Consider the following 20,372-nt stretch of genomic DNA (forward strand, 5'->3'; position numbering starts at 1 on the left):
CGCTCCTAATAATCCGGATGCACACCAGGCCTAGCGCCTCTCACATTCTGATTTTTTTCGAGATCTCGCACATGATGGTGCGGATTCGGATGCACGTCCGGCTGCCCGTGGTCAGTCATGTGAGTCTGGCCTTTGCTACGTCCGTATTCATCATAATGCGTCGTCCGCTCGTAGACTTCATCTTTTTTCCGGCTACTGGGTTTCAGATCCACCACACGTTTGGTTCCAGGAGTAACCTGCACAGGTGCTTCTTTATCCTTCCAATAATTATCAGGGAGCATCGTATCTTTGGAGCCGTTGACTGAAACCTTACTCCCTGCTTTTACGCCTAATGACTTGACCTCCCCGAGCACAGCATCCATCAAAAACTCAGTCGCTACAACATACTTATCTCCATGCAAAAGGTTATCAGGGTCAGCTTTAGCCTCTGCATGAAATCCCCTCATGGTTTCAACGGTACGGTCAGTCAGGTTTGCAGCAAGCTCGATAGCTTTAGATTCTTTGAACTCTCTGTACTGATCCCCCGCTACCGCTTCAGCTGCTGCATGTGCGACAACACTCACTACCAGCTTCATAGGCCCCATCATGGCCTGCACGCTAAGCATCGCAGCCTGAAACTGCTCTGCGGGCAGCTTCTGGGAAAGCTTGACTATATCAACGATGCCATTGAGCGCTGCTTCACCCCCGTTACGCGGTAAGTCATCAATGAGCACGGCCGGTAGCTCGTACCCTGAGCCAGTCTTCGGCTGGGTGGAAGGTGTGGCACGGCAACTGCCATCATCCATGCAGCCCTTGATTTTCTTATCGTAAATTGCTGCCTTTTCCGAAAAATCATTCAATGCGCTTATAACATCCGCCGGGAGCGCATCCAGAGTCTCAGGGGCGATGCCCTTTCGCACCAGATTCTTCGAAATTGTCAGCGCCTGCTCATCGCCGAATTTTTTACGAATATTCGCTGAAACATCGTCAATGCTGACGCGCTGAGCCTGAATTGCCTGAATTTCGCCCTTGATCTGTTCGAGCGCGCCGGCAACTGCTTCGATCTTTTTCTTTTGGTTGTCTTTGAAATTGACAACGTCTGCAACCAGATCTTTGGCGGCTTTCTCAGGATCCATCACAGCATCAATGGACGAACTACTCGCATAAAGATCCGTTCGCTTTTCATCATCCTTGGTGATCTCATAGGCCTTACCCACATCCCGGTTCAACCCGGCCGTAGAGTCAGCGCCCGTCTCGGTATCCCCACGTACGACGATTTCACCTGCCCCCACCGTGGCGCGGACAATCTGTTCACGTTCTTTCTCGTAGTTCCAACCCTCAACGCTCCAGCCGGTTTGACCTTCCTTGCCTTTTCCCGCCTGGCTGTTGTCTTGTACGGTGTTGCCTTTGCTTTCACTGCTCCCGGCTTTATAGGTGCCACCTACGTTCAGGTAGTACCCATGCTCTTTGTCTTGCCCGGCGATATCGCTGAAGCCGAGGGTGCCGGTGTCCAGTTTCAGGTTGCCGTTGTCAGCGGCGATGACGGCTCCGTCGATCTGGGTATGGTTCTCTGTTCTGATATCGACTGCATTTTTGCCGGTGATGCGGGTTTGCTCTTCGACCCAGTCGGTTTTGCCCGTGGTCTTGCCAAAGCCGACCGAACCGCTGACACCGGCGCCCGGGCCGATGGTGGCCGTAACGCTGATGTCGAACTCTTTGCCCTTGACCTTGCCCGTATCGGCTACCGACGAAACCTTGAGGTCGCCGCCCACGCGCCCCACCACTTCGTCGCCTCTGAGGTTCGCTCCGCCGATGGTGGTGTCTTTGCCACTGGCGAACCCCAGACGGTCGCCGGCATAGAGGTATGCCTCTTGTTGGCGTTGGCCTTCTCGCTCCAGGTTGCCCTTGCCCATGCTGACACTGACGTAGACGCCAATACCTTCGGAGCCAAACGTCAGGCCTGCTTCCCCGCCGCCACTGTGGCGGTTGTTTTCGCTGTTGCTGTCGTTATGCGCCGAACGAATATTCAAGTCGTTGCCGGCATTCAGCTCGATATCCCGTTGGGCTTTTGCCTGCGTTCCAATCAGGTTCAGGTCATTGCTGGCCTTGAGGTTGATATCGCGACCGGCCTCCAGCTGTGAAGCCGTAGACGAGCCTTGAGAGCTCTCGCCCGTAGCCGTGCCGAAGCTACCGCCGGCGCCCAACTTGATCCCGCCGCTGGTACCGCCATGGATGCCGCCCCAACTTTGGGTGTGGGTGGTTTCTTCACTGATGCTGCCCTTGGCTACGTCCAGCGTGACGTCACGCCCTTTGATATTGATGTCACGCCCGGCGTCAAGGTGGCTTCCCTTCACCAACACATCGTTGCCAGCGTTAAGGTGCAGATCGTTACCAGCGCTCAGGGTTGAAGATCGGTTGGTCTGCTCGATAACCTGCTTGCTGTTGGTTTGCTTGCTGTTGCCGAACTTCCCGTCCAGCGTCGGCCCACTGACAAACTGACTGACCGAATCAACCGCTTTGAGTGTGCTTGAGCCTTTGCTGACATTGTCCTCGCCTTTCCCTGCTCCGCTGACGGCATCCTTGGTATTGGCATAGTTATGGTTGATCGAAACACCCAGGCCGTTGCTCTCTTTCTCGCGTATCTGCTCGGTGAGCACGCTTTCACGCGCAGCATCGATATTGATATTTCTGCCCGCCGTCAGCTCGATATCATTGGCAGCGCCCACATCAGAGCCGCGCTGGTTGATATCACGCTTGGCGTTGATCGCCACATCTTGTCCGGCGCTGATCTGGCTGCTGGAAGCGGTCTCGTGTTCGACACGATTCTTCTCCCCACTGCCTTCGGTACCGGCGAAGATGCTGATGCCATTACCGTTACTGGAGATGCTTGAACCCGTCTGCTTTTTCTTCTCCCAGCTACGTTCGCTACGGGTGTCTTGTGCGGCGACCACATTGACGTCGCGCCCTGCATCCAGATTGACATTGCGCCCGGCGGTGATGCCGCTGCCAACCAGATTGATGTCGCGTTCAGCCTGCAAAGTTGCATCGCGCTCGGCGCTAACATGGCTGCCCACGCTGGTGCTGCTCTGGGCTTCACGACCGGCCTTCTTCGCAGACGAAATGGCGACCGATGTCGGCCTTTCCGTATAACCAAACTTCTTCTTGTGTTCTTCACTGCGACTATAAGCCGTGTCATTCGCAGAAATCAGGTTGATGTCACCCGTGCTATTGACCAGCCCGGAACGCAGTTCAGTGTCGTTATCGGCACTGATCTCACTGGCCCGCACCCGTACATCATTACCCGCCGCCACCACAACATCATTGCCCGCCTCCAACTCACTGCCCACTTGGCTGGCAGTGGTCTTCAACTGACTCTTGCCGCTTTTAGACAGCCCCAGGAACCCGGACTTGGTCTTCTTACTGTAAGAGCCATGCTCCTCGACACCCGACAGCACCGCGATGTCACCGGTGGCACCCAGCAACATGTCGCCACCCGCCTTCAACTGGCTGCCGATCACAGTGACGTCACGCCCGCCATTGATGCTCATGCCGCCATCGGCGTTCTTGCTGGCGTTAACGGTCAGGTCTTTACCGGCTTCGACGACAGAAGCCACGTTGGAACTGTCGTAACTTTCCCGCTGTTGGCTTTTGCTGCGTCCGAACGAGCCCTTGCTCTTTTTCGAGTAGAACGAAGCGTCTTCGTCCAGTGCCGACAGGATGCTCACATCGCGCTGTGCATCGAGGGCCACGTTTCCGCCCCCGGCAATCCGGCTGGCGGTGAGCTCGAGGTCTTTACCGGCATTGAGCGACACATCGCCGCCGGCCGTCAGCACGCTGGAAACCTGGCTGATGTGGTCCTTGGACTGGGTGACTTTCTTGGACTTGCTCGATGAATGCTGCTCGTCGGCGGCCGAAGAAATACTCAGGTTCTCAGTCGTCGTGATGCCCAAGTCACGCTTGGCGTCGATGCGGCTGGCAATGGCGGTGAAGTCACGCCCTGCCGAGACCTTGAGGTCACGACCGGTCTCCACACTGGCGCCGTTTTGCGTCACGGTTTCGGTGCGCAGACGGTTGCCCAGATCCAAGCCATTGCGTTGCTCAACGGCTTCGATGCGCACATCGCGGCCAGCGACCAGTGTGGTGTCACGCCCGCTTTTCAGCACGCCACCGGTATTGGCAATGTCCCGACCTGCATTCATCGTCAGGTCATTGGCCGCCTCGATGCGGGACGCACTGTCCAGATAGTCGCGGCGTTCAGCAGTGCCGTTGCCGGTACGGGTTACTGCGCGGTCGTTGATCACATCACCCTTGATCGCGGTGAGCGTCACGTCGCGTCCAGCGATGATGCCACCGGACTTGTTGACGATGTTGTTACCCGCCAGCAGGTCCAGGCGGTTGCCGGCTTCGATCAAGCCGCTGTTGATCAGGTCGTTGCCTGCTTTGGCCGACAGGTTGTTGGTGGCGCGCAGGGTCCCGGCGTTCTCCAGGTTTTCACCGGCAATCAGGTTCAGGTCGTTACCGGCGATCAAGGCACCGTTGGGCGCGAGACGATTGTCGGCCTGGGCCATGTACAGCACGGGCACCAGCACTTTCTCACCGTTCACTTCGTGCTGTTCGAGCCAGACGATGTCGTGGGTCAGCGCCGCGACCTGTTGAGAGGTCAGAGTCACACCCACTGCCAGGTTCAGTTGCTGCTTGCTCTGGATCGCATTGTCCATCAGGTACTTGAACAGCTTTTCGTCGGTGTTCTGACCGTCGATAAACCGCTGCCCTGTGCGTGCCTGCACAGCCTGCTGGATCAACCGTTGTTCATACAGCCCGTCACCCAGGCGCTTGGCACTTTCGTCCGGGTTGTAACCCAGGCCCGCGAGCAAATAGTCGGAGCTCATGAACTGCTTGAGGTCGGTGAGCACCGGGTTGGTTTCGATCAGGTATTTATGCGGCTGCGACTTGGGCGTGGTGGGCGTAAAGCCCTGTACACGGTTGATGGTCTGGCTGGCGACTGTCGTGGTTTGCGCCGCGGCATTCAGCGGCTGGGCAATCACCGCAGCGATCTGGGTGGGGCTGCTGCTCGGAGCTTGTGCAGCCGGTGTGCTCACAACTGGCTGCACACCTGGCATTACCGGCGTCACGCCAGGAATGTTCAGCGTCGGTCGAGCAGGCTCGTTCGGCGTAATAACCTCAATGCTTGTATCCCGCTCGATCAGCGCCAGCTCAGGCTGATCGCCCTGCCCGGTGACCATCGGCACTGGTGCAGTTGAGCCGGTAGACGGATTTTGGGCGTTGATGCCATCGCCCCGCGCGATTTCACCTGTAGTGATCTGGCTGGGCGTCCAGCCACTACCGTTGGCCGCATCGTTGGCACCTGCAACGTTAAGCGTTCTGCTGGTGGCGGTGATGCCACTGACCTGACGTGCGGTCGGATCCAGCTGATGAGTAGACGCCTCCTGTTGAGCGACGCCCTTGAAGTCGAAGGTGCGTGTTTCAATCGCTGGCTGTGCGTCCTGGCGTTGAGCAAGGCCCAGGGTTGCACCGCCCATTGTCCAACTCTGCGGGCCGCTGGGGGCTTGGGTGGCTTGAGTGTCATCAACCGCTTGGCTACTGAGGCGGAACAGACCGTGGGTGCCGGAGGGCAAGGTGAAGCCGCGTAGCGTTAACGGATTGACCTGTTGTTGGGCCAAGTCTGGTGGCAGCTGCGCGTTCAGGTCGATCGCAACAACAGCATTATTGACCGGGCGCGTCGCATCAAACCCACGCCCAGTGCCTACCGATAGTGGCTGGCCCTCTTGAATGACACTGTTGACCAGATTCTTGCTGGCATTGATTTGAACCGCACCGCCAGCTTGAACGATGGCTTGCGCAGTACCTGCGCTGCCGGGCTTGGAGATCATTCGCTGATCGTAGAAATTGACGCCACCCAGTGTGGCGGGTAATGCGGACCTGTTGCCCGCGTTGTAGGCTGGCGCAGGAAACAGGGCTTGGAAATTGACATTGAAGGTCGTGTAAGTTTTCCAGCCAAAAGTCAGGTTGGTTTGTCGTTGAGCCGTACCCCCCATTCTTGTGTAGGGCGTCACCATCGACTCGTTCCAGTTTTGATCCCAGAAATGCAGGGTTCCCGCGCGTCTCGAACCGGAGCCTTGAAGCGTATAGGACGGATCATTCGCAGCGTTGTAACCCATGATCGAGCCCCAGAAACGGGCGATATTCTTGTCTTCTTTGAGGTTAGGAAGGTCGAAAGACTTGAGAACCGAATACTTTCCTAATGTGGCGCCAACGTTATTAAAGTTTTCCAGCGCAGCATTGATATTGCCGGTGGCCGAAATAACCGAGGCAGAGTTCAACAGGCTACGTCCCTGAACATCCAGGTTCCTGCCGGACGAGATGCTTGCGGACACCGACTCCGCATCCACCTTGGATTCATATTCTTCCATCAACACCATGTGCCCGGCCCGTGCCGACGTGCCTCTCATCCCGATAGCGCCGGAGACCAATGTCGATGAAACATTGAAGAATTCTTTTTTGTTTTCTATCGCGCCCACATGGAGCGTCATATCACCCGCACTTTCCAGGTTGGCCGAAATATTGCTCAGGGTGCCCGCCCAATTCCCCTGTATATCCCGGGCGACAAAGAGTTTGCCCAGGCTGTAAACATCAGCGTTTTTATTGGTAAAACTCTCAGCCAGCAGCGACATGTCACCACCGCTGATGATCGAGCCGCGCTCGTTGAGCAAGGTCTGCGTGGCAATTTGCATGCCCTCACTGCTACCGAGAGTGCCCGCGTTAGTCAGCGCTCCAGCGTTGATCGCCAGATTGCCCATGGCGCTGATACGGCCCGAGTTAGTCATTTGGCCTGCGACGCTTAGGGTAGTCCCTCGACCTCCCGTAATACTTGAAGAAGCATCAAGGTTTAACGAAGCGGCGCCGACGTTCAGCGTATCTACGCTGCTGACACGCCCCCTGCCGCTGTATGTCCCCGTTAGCCCCAAGCTGAGCGTGCCATCACTGGCAATCAACCCATTATTGACCCAACTGCCACCCCTGCCTTCCAGGTGCGTCGAAGCCAGCAGTTGCCCGGTTTCCGTCTGGGTAAAGTGATTGACGTTGACGTTCAAACGCCCTGCCTGAATGACGCTGGTATTGGTCCAGGTATCCGCGTTCAGGGTCAGGCCACCGCGAGTGACAACAGTGCCGCCCGCGCCGGTAACGTTGGGCAACGAGATGTCGAACGTGCCCTCTCCCATATGCAGCAACTGGCCGCCGTTGTTCTGGAAGCTGGCAGCCGCGAGGGTAAGGTCCTGGTTGGCGGTTTCCACGGCGCCGTTACGGTTGTCGAACACGCCGCCGATCTGGAACGCTGTCTTGCCCGAGCGTCCAAGGGCGCGCAATTTGCCGCCCTGGTTATCGATGGCGTTGGCGGCCACGGTCAGGTTGTTGGTGCTTTCGATCAGGCCGTTGTGGTTGGTCAACTGGCCGTTGAGGCCGAGCGAGATCTGGTCACCGGCAATCTGGCCGGCGCTGTTATCCAGAGCGCCGCCATTGATGCGCATCAGACCCTTGGCATACAACGCGCCCTGCTGGTTATTGAGGGTTGCCGCCGTCAGCAGCGCATCGCTGGTCTGTGCGCCCACATAGCCGCCCTGGTTATCGAGGTGACCGGCACTGAGTAACAGGCGCTGGCCCTGAATCAAGCCGCCCTTGGGGCTGGCGCTCAGGTCATGACCGTTGCGCAGCACACCCACCACACCGGCCTCGATGGCACCCTTGAGACTGGCGAGCACGCCGCTGCGGTTGTCGAGGTTGCCGGCCTTGAGGTGCACGTCACCGGTCTGGCTGATGATATTGCCGCGCTGGTTATCGAGATCGCCATTGACCTCGACCCGCAGGCCGTTCTGCCCCTGCAGTTTGCCCTGCACGTTGGTCAGGCCAAAGGCGTTGATTTGCAGGTCGCCGTCTTGACTGTAAATCAGGCCGTCGGCGTTGTTTTGAACGATAGCGCTGGCATCAATGGCTAGCCGACCTTTGGACGCAACGGTGCCGCCTTCGCTGTTGTTCAGACCACCCAAGGCCAATGACAGAGCGCCCTGGCTAGCGAGTTGCCCACCACGGTTATCCACCTCAATAGCTTGCTTAAGCACCAGCGAACTGGTACCCGCGATCTTGCCGTTGACGTTGCCAAGGTGACCTTGCAGGTTCAGCACCAGATGGTCGTTACCCATCAGCGAGCCACCGGTGTTGAGCAAGTTGCCACCCAGGAAGTTCAGGTTGCGCAGGGCCGTGATAGTGCCGGCACTGTTGTCGAGGTTGGCCGCGCTCAGATCCAGCGTCGAGCCGCTGTCGATCAACCCACCTTGGGTGTTGTTCAATGCGCCAATCACGCTCAAGGTCTGCTGCGCGCCGCTGGAGATCACACCTTTGTTGCTGTTATCCAGGCTGGCGGCGCTGACATTCAACCGCCCTTGGCTAGCCAGCGCGCCTTCACCACTGTTGAGCAAGTGACCACCAAGGCGTACATCCAGAGTGCCGTTGCGACTGGACAGCGTACCTTTGTCACGGTTGTCCAACTGGGTGCCGATCAGGTTGAGCCCTTGCCAACCCGACAGCAAGCCGCCGCGATTGACGATGTCGCCTGCATTCAGCGTCAGCAGTTGCTGACTGATAAGCGTACCGGCGCTGTTGTCCAGGTTACGTAGCGTCAGGTTCAGGGCGTTTTGGCTGGACAGTTCGCCGCCCTGGTTTTGCAGGTCACGTACATGTTTGAGGGTCAACGGGCCTTTGGCGAAGATCAGACCTTTACGGTTATCCAGATCCCCGTTGGCCAGGTCCAGGCTCAGGTCCTGCTCGCCGATCAGCCTGCCGCCACGCAGGGCCATGGACGTCAGCGTAAGGTCCATATCGCCCTTGGCCGACACCTCGCCGCCATCGCTGGCGTCCAGTGCCTGGGCATTGAGTTGCAGACGGCCCTGGCTGTTGATCAAGCCTTTGGCGCTGTTGTCCAAAGCCGACGTATTAATTGTCAGCGCGCTGGTGCCGAGCAGGCTGCCGCCCTGGTTATTGAGGCTCCCCGCGTTGACCGTGAGGGCTTGCGCAGCATTGATCAAGCCTTGTTGCCCGTTAGTCAGCAGCCCGGTGCTGGTCAATTCAAGCCCGCCGCGACTGGTCAGCGTACCGCCGCTGTTATCGACGACACCCGCCTGAGCACTCAGGCTCGCCGCCGCGACCAAACCCTTGATGTTGCCGAGCGCCTGGTCGATTCGCAGGGTCAGGCCCTGGTTGCTGAGCAGGCGACCGTTGCTGTTATCCAGGTTGCGCGCAACGATATTGAACGCCTGAGCGCTGGAGATTTCACCGGCCTGGTTGTTCACGCCGTTGAGGTGGTTGAGCACCAGCGGCCCATTCGCGTTGATCAGGCCTTGCTGGTTGTTAAGCTGGCCGTTGTTCAGGTTCAGCGTCAGCGCGGCGTTGCTGAACAGCTTGCCGCCTGGCTGATCAAGCCCGTCGACGCTGGCCGTCAGGGCCTGGGCGCTGCCGATACTGCCGGCGCTGTTATTGAGTAGCCCAGCCTTCAGTTCCAGGGTGTCGCCACTGGTGAGACGGCCCCCCGTGTTATCCAGCGCGCCGGTGCTTACGCTGACCGCCCCTTTGCCGCTGAGCACGCCCTTCTGGTTCCCCAGGCTGGCGCTGCGCAGCTGAAGGGTGCTGTCAGTCACAAGCTCACCGCCGTCGTTGTTCAGGGCCCCCTGCGTACTCAGCACCAACGCGTCGGCGCTGGACATCCTCCCTTGACGGTTGAGCACGCTCGCCGCATCGACGCTCAGGCGCCCCTCACTGTTGAGCACGCCCTGGCTGTTATTCAACTCACCTTTAAGCTCAAGTTGCAGAAGCTGCTGAGCAAGCAGTTTGCCGGTGCTGTTGTCCAGGCCCTGAGCACTGAGCATCAGGCGCTGGGTATTTAGTTGGCCCTGGTTGCGATTAAGCAGCTTGGTAAGCGTGAGATTCAACGATTGCCCGGCCAGCACACGACCGGCATCGCTGTTATCCAGGGTTTGCCCGGTGACGGTCAGGTCGGCGTTCGTCGACAGTTCGCCGCCACGGTTATCGATGCTATCGACCCGTAGTTTCAGCGCTTTATCGGCGCCAACCAGGCCTTTGCGGTTGTCCAGGGATGCTGCACGCACATCCACGGCTGCCGTGCTGATAAGTTGACCGCCGCGGTTATCGACCTGATCGATATCAGCGCTCACCCCTGCCTTGCCCGACACATCACCGCCACGGTTATCGAGTCGCGCGGAAGACAGCCCCATGGCGCCGTCGGCAATCAGCGTTCCGCGCTGGTTATCAAGTGCCTGTGTGGCATAGACGTCCATCACGCCACGACTGTTGATCAGGCCGTCAGTGTTGTCCAGACGAGCGCTGCTGGCGTTGAGCGAGGCTGCGCTGATCGCACCTTTGGCGTTGCCCAAGGCATCCTGAATCTGCAGTGTCAGGCCTTGGTTACTGATCAGCTTGCCGCCGCCGTTATCCAGGTTGCGCGCCGCCAGGGCGAAGGCTTGCTGGCTGGAAATCTCACCACGCTGGTTGTTCACATCAGCCAGGTTTTTAAGCATCAGCAGCGGGCTATTGATAAGGCCGCCGACGTTGCTCAGTTGGCCGTGGTTCAGGTCAAGTTCGAGCTGAGTATTACTGAACAGCTCACCGCCCTGTTGATCCAGACCGGTCATCGTGGCGGTAAGGTTTTTGCTGCTGGCGATACGTCCGCTGTTGTCCACCTGGGTTGCAGCCAGGTCCAGACGATCGGCGCTGGTGATACGGCCATTGTTGCTAAGCGCGCCGGTGGTCAGGCTCAGCGCACCACGGCTGTTGAGCAGGCCTTTGGGGCCGTTGTTGAGGCTGGCGCTGGTGAGCGTCAGGGCGGCATCGGTCTCCAGGATGCCGCCCTGGTTGGTGATACCACCGCTGGCAGCAAGGGTAAGCGCACCCGCCGAAGAGACCGCGCCCGCGCTGTTGTCGAGGGTCGCGCTGGTCAGTTGCAGGGTGCCTTCGCTGCTGATTTTACCCAGTTGGTTATCCAGTCGCCCGTCCAGTTCTGTGCCGGGAATGGCCGTCAGCAGCAGGCTCAGCGACTGCTGGCCCGCGAACCTGCCTTGGCTGTTGTCCAGGCGCGCCCCGGTAAAACGGTTGTCTTGCGCAAACACCAGCCCTTGGGCCTGGTTGATCACCTGCGCCACGGCCAGTTGCAATGCAGTACCAGCCAGCAATTTGCCGGCGCTGTTATCCAGGCGCTGCCCCTTGAAATCCACACTGCTCTGACTGGAAATTTCGCCCGCACGGTTATCAACGGCGTCGACCGTCAGTTTCAGCGCTTTTGTGGCCCCTACCAAACCGCCGTCGCGATTATCCAGGGAAGTCCCGCTCAGGCTCAGCTCGTGCTGAGCAACCAGTTCACCGCCTTGCTGGGCCAGTACACCGATGGTTGCCTGTAAATCGCTTTGGCTGGCGATGCGGCCAGCCGCGTTTTGTACAGTGTCGGCAGTCAGCCGCAGCGGGCCCACGGCGCTGATCAGGCCCTTCTGGTTGCGCAGCAGCTGCCCGGCGAAGCCCAGGGCCGCCTTGCTGCCGAGTGAGCCTTGCTGATTGTCCAACTGCCCCACGTTGAGCTGTAGGTCTTTGTGAGCAAGGATCACGCCGCCGCGGTTGTCGACGTTGGCACTGTGCAAGGTCAACAGAGCCTGGCCTGTCAGTTGCCCCCCGCGGTTATCCAGGCCACCGGTGTGCAACTGCATCGCGCCCTTGGCCAGCACCTGCCCTTTGGCCTGGTTGTCCAATAACCCGTCGACAGTGGCCGTGAGTTGGCCGTCACTGGCCAGTTTGCCGCCCTGGCGGTTATCCAGGCTGGCCGCACGCACGTCCAGCGATGTGCCGGCGCCGAGTGTGCCCGCCTGATTATTCAGCGCGCCCTTGACCTTGACGTCTACGCGAACATCACCGAGTACTTGGCCTGCGGTGTTAGTCAAACTGGCCGCATCCAACTGCGTCTGGCCTGCGCTGACGATTTCGCCCTGGTCGTTGAGCAGGTCCTCTCGGATCGCCAGTCGTGCGTCCCGGGAGCTGCTCACCTTGCCTTCGCTGTTGTCCAGTCGCGCAGCATCAAGCCCGACACCGGCGGCTGAAATCAGCCCTTTGACGTTGAGCAGGGCCTGTTCGATTGTGAGGGTCAAACCCTGGTCGCTGAGCAAGTTGCCCGCGCTGTTATCCAGGCTGGCCGCACTTAGGGCGAACGCCTTGGCACTGGAGATTTCACCGTTACGGTTGTCGACGCTGTTCAGGTTTTTGAGCAACAACTGGCCTGGGGCATTGATAAAACCATCGGCGTTATTCAAGTGCCCATGGTTCATGTCCAGGGTCAGTTCGCTGTTGCTGTAAAGCTCACCAGCCCCGCGCTGGTCAAGGCGATGGATGCTGGCGTTGAGCGCTTGGCCACTGGCGATGCGGCCTTCGAAACGGTTATCTACGTCGGTTGCTGTGAGGTTGAGGCGATCAGCGCTGGTGACACGGCCTTGATGCTGGTTAAGCAAGACGCCTGTGGTCAGTTGCAGCGCACCGTCAGCCACAATGCGCCCGTGGCTGTTGTCGACACTGCCCGCATTCACCGTTGCCGTATCAGCGCTGAGCACCTCGCCGTTCTGATTGGCGAGGGCATTGGCGGAGCTCAACAGTAACGCCCCGCCGCTGCTGATACGCCCGCCGTTGTTGCCAAGGCTGGCGCTGCGCAGTTGCAAGGCGGCGTCGCTGCGTATCACGCCTTGGCTGTTGTCAGCCTGTTCGGCGAGGGTCATGTCGAGGTTGCGTTTGGCGTAGAGACTGCCTTGGGCGCTGTTGTCCAGGCTGATCGCTTTGAGGTTGACGTCCTGTTGCGCAGAAATCAGGCCCTTGAGCTGGTTGTTCAGCCTGTCGAGCGTCAACTGGAGCGTGCTATTGGCCAGTACGCGGCCGGTATTGCTGTTGTCCAGTTCGCGGCCGGTGATCGTCAATTCGGTAACGCTGGAAACTTCACCCCCCCGGTTGTCCACTTTGCCGATGGCCAGGTTCATGGCCTTGCCAGAATTGAGCAACCCGGCCTGACGGTTATCCAGCTCGTCACTCTTGACCTGCAACTGCCCGACCGAGGTGATGCTGCCATCTCGGTTATCCACGCGCCCTACCACAAGCTGCGCGTCCCCCTTGCTGGTGAGGCGGCCCTTGGCCTGGTTGTCCAGGCTGACGGCATTCACCATCAGCGTCTGACCGGCAGCTAACGTGCCGTTGGCATTATTGACCGCGCCGTGGCTGGTCAAGGCCAAGCGGTTATCGCCCTGGATGCGCCCCTGGCTGTTGTTGAGCGCAGCCACGTCGACTATCGAGCGCTGCCCCAGCAGCTCACCGCCGCGGTTATCCAGCACACCGTCCACGCGCAGACTCAAGTCAGAACCGGCACTCAACTTGCCGCCCTGGTTGTCCAGACTGGCGCTGTTTACCTGTAAGGCCGCGGCGGAAATCAGGCCACGGGTGTTATCCAATGCCTGGGCGATTCGCAGGGTCAAGGCTTGTTGGCTGAGTATCTTGCCGTCCGCCGTGTTCAAGGCAGTTGCCGCCAACTCAAAGGCGCGGGCACTGGAGATTTCACCGCCCTGGTTATCGACGCTGCCCAGTTGCTTGAGCAGCAGTTGCCCTGGGGCGTTGATCAGGCCTGCACTATTGTTGAGATGGCCACCTTGCAAGTCCAGGCTTACATCGGCCTGGCTGGAGACCTGCCCCTTGCGGCTGTTGTCCAGCGCGGTAACCGTCATCCCCAACCCAGTGGCACTGCTCAGGTGCCCGCCCTGGTTGCTCAGGTTGCCGGTCGTGATCTGCAGGTCGCCGGCACTGGAGAGTGTGGCGTCATCATTGGTTAAACCGGAGGCAGTGATGGTCAAACGACCATCGCTGCGCAGGGCGCCCTGGGCGTTGTTCAACTGGCCGCCGAGGGCCATACCCAATTGAGCTTTGGCATACAGACTGCCGCCTGCACTGTTATCCAACGCTTGCGCCGTGAGCTGTACCTGTTGCGCGGCAATGCGCCCTTTGAGCGAGTTGTTCAGCTCTGTGGCACTGAGCTGCAAGTCAGTGCCGGCACTCAAAAGCCCCGCTTGGTTAAGCAGGCTGCCCGCAATAACTGCCGTCAGTGCACCGTCGCTGGTCACGTTACCTTGGCGGTTATCCAGACTGGCGCTGTTAAGCCTCATGCTGTGCCCAGCGGCCAACGTGCCTGCCTGGTTACTCACCGCACCGCCCGTTTGAAGCAGCAACGTCGATTCACCCTGCACCAGGCCCTGGTCGTTGGTTAGCGTCCCAACGCCAAGCACAAGATGTTTGCCCAGCACCTTCGCACTGCGGTTATCGAGTTCGCCCTCGACTTGCAAAGTGAGGCCGTCCACCGCAGCCAGTCGACCAGACTGGTTAACCAGTGTTCCCGCTTGAACATCCAGGGACTTGGCGGTTACCACACCTTTGGTATTGTCCAGTGCACGGGCAATGCGCACGCTCAAGGCTTGCTCGCTGAGCAGCTTGCCCGCGGCGTTATCCAGTTGATCCGCGACCAGGTCGAAGGTTTGGGCGCTGGAGATCTCGCCACCCCGGTTATCGACGCTGTTAAGTTGAGTCAGCAACAACTGGCCCGGAGAGTTGATCAAGCCGCCCTGGTTGTTCAAGTAACCCCGATTGAGGTTCAGGCCAAGAGCGCCTTGACTGAAGAGTTGGCCGCCATTGCTGTTGTCCAGGCTACCCATGCTCAACTGTGCGCCTGCGTCGGCACTGAAATTTCCGCTTTGATTGGCGAGCAAACCGCCCACCCGGGCGTCAAGCCGACCACGGCTATAAACTCGACCGCGTTGGTCGTTGATCAAACTGGCAACATCAATGTCCAGGCCGCTGGCGGCGATCAGTCCTGCCCCGTTATTCAGAGTCTGCACAATTTTCAGGCCCAAGGCCTGGTCGCTGAGCAGCTTGCCGGCGCGGTTGTCCAGGCTGTTCGCCGCAAGCGTAAAGCCACGGGCACTGGAAATCTCGCCGCTGCGGTTGTCGACGCTATTGAGGTTATTCAACGTCAACTGCCCACCAGCGTTGATCAAACCACCGTCGCGGTTGTCCAGATGGCCGTTGCCCAGGTCCAGGATGACATCGCTGTTGCTGTAAATGCGCCCTTGGCCGTGCTGGTCGAGGTGGGTGACACGGGCATTCAGAGCTTTGGCGCTGGTCATCGACCCGCCCTGGCTGTTATCGAGCGAGCCGGTCGCCAACTGCAGGGCGCCGCCACTGACGAGTACACCTTGTTGCTGGTTATTGAGGTTTGCGGCGCTGATCTGCGCGGCCGTACCAGACTCGATTCGGCCCTGCTGTTGATTATCCAAGGTACCGGCAATGTTCAGCCCCAGACTGCCCTGGCTGCTCGCGCTACCGGACTGGCGGTTATCCAGTTGCCCGGCGTCAATCTGCAAATGCTGCCCCGCTACCAGGCGCCCCCCTTGATTGTTAACCATGCCATTGGCAGTCAAACGCAGCGCCTGGCCGGCAGATATCAGCCCGGCGACGTTATCCAGGCTGTCGACCTGCAAGCTGACTTCGGCAAGACTCGATAGCTCACCTTTACGATTGACCAACTGTCCAATGCGGCCGCTGAGCCCTCGGTCGCCAACCACCAGGCCCGCGTCAGCATTGAGCAACTGCGCAGCATTCAACTCAATGCGTGCGGCGCTCAATACGCGGCCTTGCTGCTGGTTATCGAGCTTTTCAGCACTCACCTGGAGCTGATTTTGCGCACTCAGGGTGCCGCTCCGGTTGTCGAGAGTGCCATCAACCTTGACGGACAGGTCACGGCTGGCGATGACGGTCTTGCCGGTGTTATTCAACCGGGCGGCGGTGACTTGGATATCACCCTGAGCATTGCGCGTCTGATCAGGGTTGACGCCGGCTTCGATGATGCCGTTGTTGGTCAATACCCCACCGCTGTGCAGCGCCACACGATCACGCGCCGCCAGGCTTTTTTGATTGATCAGCTCGCCCTGCGTCTTCATCTCCAGAACGCTGCCCGCTGCGACCACACCCTGGGCCTCAACGCTATGGGCCTTTACGTTAATGGCGCCGCCTGCCGTTGTCTGGCCCATGACCACCTTGCCGCCAGCGTCGATTTGAATATCGCCGCCAGCGACCATATCCCCCGACAACTTCACGCCGACACCCGCCTCGGTGCCCATCAGCTTGACCGCGCCTACATACATGCCGCCCAGCGCCGACGAGTCAATCGCCAGATCCGGCGCCTGGCTGCCATCTGCGGCCCGCGCGGTGGCATTTAAGCTGCGTGCGTCCACATCATTACGACCGGCGACGATGGTGAGCTTTTTCGCCTGGATCTGCGCATTGATGGTGGTAGCGCGGGTGATGATTTCGAATTGATCGACGTTGCTGGCGTTCAGGCCCGCGCCTTCGATGGCGACACTGCCCTGATCCACCTGATAACGATTGATCTGGCCGTTTTCGATCACGGCTTTACCGGTAGTGAGCGTCGCTTGCGGGGTATTGATAAAGCCGCAACCGTTACAGCTGATGCCATACGGGTTGGCAACGATCACATGCGCCGATTGCCCGGCCACTTCGGTGTAGCCGCGCAGTTGGCTGGGGCTGCCGCCGTTGACTTCATTGAGGATGATGTTGGCCGCGGTGCCGTTGAGATTGGGGTTGCCGACGATGATGCCGCCCAGTTGCGTGGCCTGGGTGCGGTCGGTGGCGTTGTTGAGGATCACCCCATTGGCGCCGACGTTGTAGTCATGGAATTGGTTATGCGACAGCCCGCTGGCATTTGGCGTGGCGATGTTGACGATGGGCACGCCATTGCCCGCTTGCCCGAGCGTAGTGCCCGGCGCATTCACGACGATGCCGTCCGCCTGAGCCAGTAACGGATGCCAGAACATGGCGTTGGCCAGGATCAGCGCCAACCCACGTTTAGGCAGCCCCAGAGAATGGGAACGGCTTTTTACGGCAGCAGAAGGCTGACGCGCGAGGAATGCGTACTGGCGAACGTCCATGTCATGTCTCGAAGCCCGAAGGCGGTCAAAAATTTAAAGAAAAAAATCCATGCGCAAATAGATCGGTGCTTCACGGTCCGTGATCGCGTCCGGTCTTTCCAAGGAGTGCGCAAAGGTCACGCTGGCCGCGACGTTCTTGCCACGCGCAAACAACTCCACCGAGTTGCTGCTCATGCGCCCGTGCTGCTCGGCGTTGTAGCGGCCATGGCTGATGACGCCCTGGTCGTAGCCGAGGCTGGTGCCATATTCGCTGAATACCGGCTGCATCCAGGCCCAGGTCACCGGCCGGCTCCAGCGCAAATCGTTGCGCCAATAACCGCCGCTGTCGCCGGCCAGCATTTGGTCTTTGTAGCCACGAATCGACGACTGTCCGCCCAGGCTCATGCGCTGAGGGCTGAACAGCACGTCTTCACTGCGCTGGCCGGTCATCAAACTGCTGAAGCTGAGGGACTCGCCCCACAGTTTGAAGGGGTACAGGTAGCTCACCGTGGCGGTGTATTTGCGGTAACGCGCATCGGGCTGGCCGGGCTTGGGGTCATGGTTGGCCTGAGCGTCGAACGCGCCGATGCCGTTTTGCATACCCAAGTCGATATTGAGAAATGAGCCGCCGATACGCCGACCATGGTTGACACCCACTTGCGCTTCACTGAGGCGGTTGCTGCTCAAGGCGAGCTTGCTGTCTTCGATGAAGTTGTTGGTACGAAGATAGGCAATACCGGTGTTCAGGGAGGTCTTGCTCAAGGCATCACGATGGATGACCCGCTCCAGGCGCAACTGGTGATTCTGGCTGTCGCCGGTCTGCTTGAACTTGAAGTTGTTGGCCTGGGCCTGGGAGCGGTACTCACTTTCGATGTAGCTGTACGAGAGGTTCCACCAACCGAACGGCAGGCTATAGCTGAGCATCGAATTGCGTGAGGTTTTTTGGTGATCGCTTTGAGCATCGTGGCCACCGCGCAGCGAGAGTTGGTCAGCCAGGCCCAACGGATTGTCCCAATCGAGACTGGCGCCCCACTGCTGCTCACCGGTGCTGCGCTGGCCGCCGTTATGCCGCGACAGGCCGACACGCCAGGGCTTTTGCGGTGTGTTTTTGACCAGAACATCGCTGCCACCCACGGCCTTGCCCGGCGCCAACTCCATCTGCGCCTGATTCGACGGCAAGCGATTCAACTGATCGACCATCTGCTCGATTTCGCGCAGGTTGAGCAGCTCGCCCTGCTTGCCGGGGAAACTCATGGTCAATTGACGGTCGGTGATACCACTGCCTTCGGCGCCCTTCAGGCTTTCCAGCCGGCCTTCGACAACTTGAATTTTGAGGTTGCCACTGGAAAGGTCCTGCTGAAGCAGGTAGGCGCGACTGGTGACCAGGCCCTTGGCCAAATAGCGATCGGTGATGACCTTGAGCACTTGGTTCAGCTGCGGTACGCCCAGGCATTGGCCGGTGTAAGGTTTGATAAGGCTCGTGCGCTCATCTTCGGTCAGTGCATCAGCGCCGCCCAGCTCGATGGTTTTGATCGGGAAGCAACGGGTGTCGACAGGCGCGACCGGTGCGGCGGGCGCCGCAGATTTGCCAGGCAGATCCTTGAGCTCTTCGATTCGCCGTTGCTGATCCTCAAGCAGGCGGTCCTGGCGATCACGGATCAGGTCGGTGATGCCTGGGGCATTCTGCGGCGTGGCAGCTTGCACCCCGCCAACAAAGCCCAGGCAAAAAAAAGCGGACAGCAGATGACACCTGGTCCGACGCGGTAAACGCCACATTCTCTAGATCCCTCTATTGTGGCCTTAAGCCACCAATGGAGGGCGATCATAGGATGTCATTTTGATGGCGTCAATTAAGCGTGTGAGTTTGTTCAATCTCTAACACGCGGCGAAGCGCGCTGAAAGGTAAGACTTTTTTGTCTGCGGCTGCTCATTGGCAACGAGCATTCAAAGGGGTTTTGCATGACATCCCATTGATCTCAGGAAGAAAAAATTTCAGCGCCTTGTCGTACCGGCTTTTGATATCGAGGCACTTGCTGCCTGGCCAATTGCGCCTGCACACCCGCGACAGCCTCAAGCACTCTCTGCGCCCACTGCTCATCCTGCGGGTCAACCACGACCACCCGAAAGCCATGCTCATGGCCTTCAATGCGCACGCCCTCGGAATCATCCACATGCAAATCGATATCGAAGGCCGACGGAAGCTTCGAAGGTGTGTTCAATAGCCCGCGTGCGTTCAGGGTCTGGTTATGCAGGACGCTGTTTACCACCCCATCGACACGAATGCCGTACAGCATCAGCCAACGCCTGATGTAGGAAGGCGCCCGCCCTGACGAGGTGTAAACCCAGATGCTGCATCCCTGGCGCCGTAACTCCCGGGTCAGGGAGCGAGTGCCGACACGCAGCGGCTCGCCCCACCAGCGATGGACGCAGGCCGGCAACCAGCTGCTTTCGACGGGGGAATGATCAAGTTGGCAGGCCAGTGTGTCGTCGATATCAAACGAGATCCGTACGCGCGGTCGCGCGAGCATACGCGTGGACAAGGCTTGTACGAGTCGGCTGACGGACGTTCGGCAGTTGCCTGCGAAAGTTTCATACCGGCGCATCATTGGCCTCCCTGATAGATTGGCTGCGGTGTGTCGCTCAAGAAAAACACCCCTGGATCAGGCGCTTGCTCTTCCAGGAACGCGGCGTACTTCTTCTTGATTTTTGGCAACTCATACAACGCCTTCACCCCATGTTTGGCCGAGTTGCGGATCACCGAAGAGGGGTTGAAGTAGCCCTCGGCGTTTTCCAGCGTGAGCACGAACGGCGGCAACCCGGCGCGCATCAGCAGGTAGCTGACGATCAACGACCCGCTGCGGTTATTGCCTTCGATAAATAATTGCGGCTTGCTGAGGATGCGTACATACACACCCGCCGCACGCTTCCACACCGATTCGCTGCGGTACGCGCAGTACCAATTGAACAAGTCCTTGATGCCGCCCTCAACGTTGTTGAAAAAGTGCTCCTCGGTAGCGGCCAGGTGCTGCGCATATTCCAGCCTGCGCGCCGGGTCTCGACCGCAGAGCACCGTGGCGTTGATCTCCAGCATCAGGTCAAGGTGATGCAGATCAAACAGGTCGACGCCCCGGGCGACATAGTCGTCAACCAGCGCGTAGCCCTCAAGCACGTTCTCCAACACCTCGTCCGTCAGCGGGTCCCGCGGCTCGGTAAACTGCGTGCTGAGCTGGGCAAAGCGGCTCTGCACCTTACGCAGGGCGCGTTCAATCGCTGGCAAATCTAGACGATGCGTTGCAGGCATTGGCATTCCCGAGAAGACGT

4 protein-coding genes are annotated in these 20,372 nt (G+C 59.2%); all 4 read right to left on the reverse strand.

Annotation, left to right across the window (positions count from 1 at the left end):
- Positions 1–5 precede the first annotated feature (5 nt).
- Positions 6–17,072, reverse strand: coding sequence for a hemagglutinin repeat-containing protein (locus tag JFT63_RS11940; protein WP_233102286.1), 17,067 nt, complete (start codon positions 17,070–17,072; stop codon positions 6–8).
- Between the two features lie 33 nt (positions 17,073–17,105).
- Positions 17,106–18,827: a ShlB/FhaC/HecB family hemolysin secretion/activation protein gene (locus JFT63_RS11945; RefSeq protein ID WP_082629652.1), complete on the reverse strand. Its 1,722-nt coding sequence runs from the start codon at positions 18,825–18,827 to the stop codon at positions 17,106–17,108.
- Positions 18,828–19,027: 200 nt separating this feature from the next.
- Positions 19,028–19,654 carry a hypothetical protein gene (locus JFT63_RS11950; RefSeq protein ID WP_416146408.1) on the reverse strand — a complete coding sequence of 209 codons (627 nt, stop codon included), beginning with the start codon at positions 19,652–19,654 and terminating at the stop codon, positions 19,028–19,030.
- Entirely contained in the window at positions 19,654–20,352 is a 699-nt protein-coding gene (locus tag JFT63_RS11955) for a hypothetical protein (protein WP_057703396.1), read from the reverse strand. Before JFT63_RS11955 ends, JFT63_RS11950 begins: the two co-directional genes overlap by 1 nt.
- Positions 20,353–20,372 lie beyond the last annotated feature (20 nt).

Source organism: Pseudomonas sp. MF7453 (assembly GCF_016405455.1).
Taxonomy (GTDB): Bacteria; Pseudomonadota; Gammaproteobacteria; order Pseudomonadales; family Pseudomonadaceae; genus Aquipseudomonas; species Aquipseudomonas paralactis.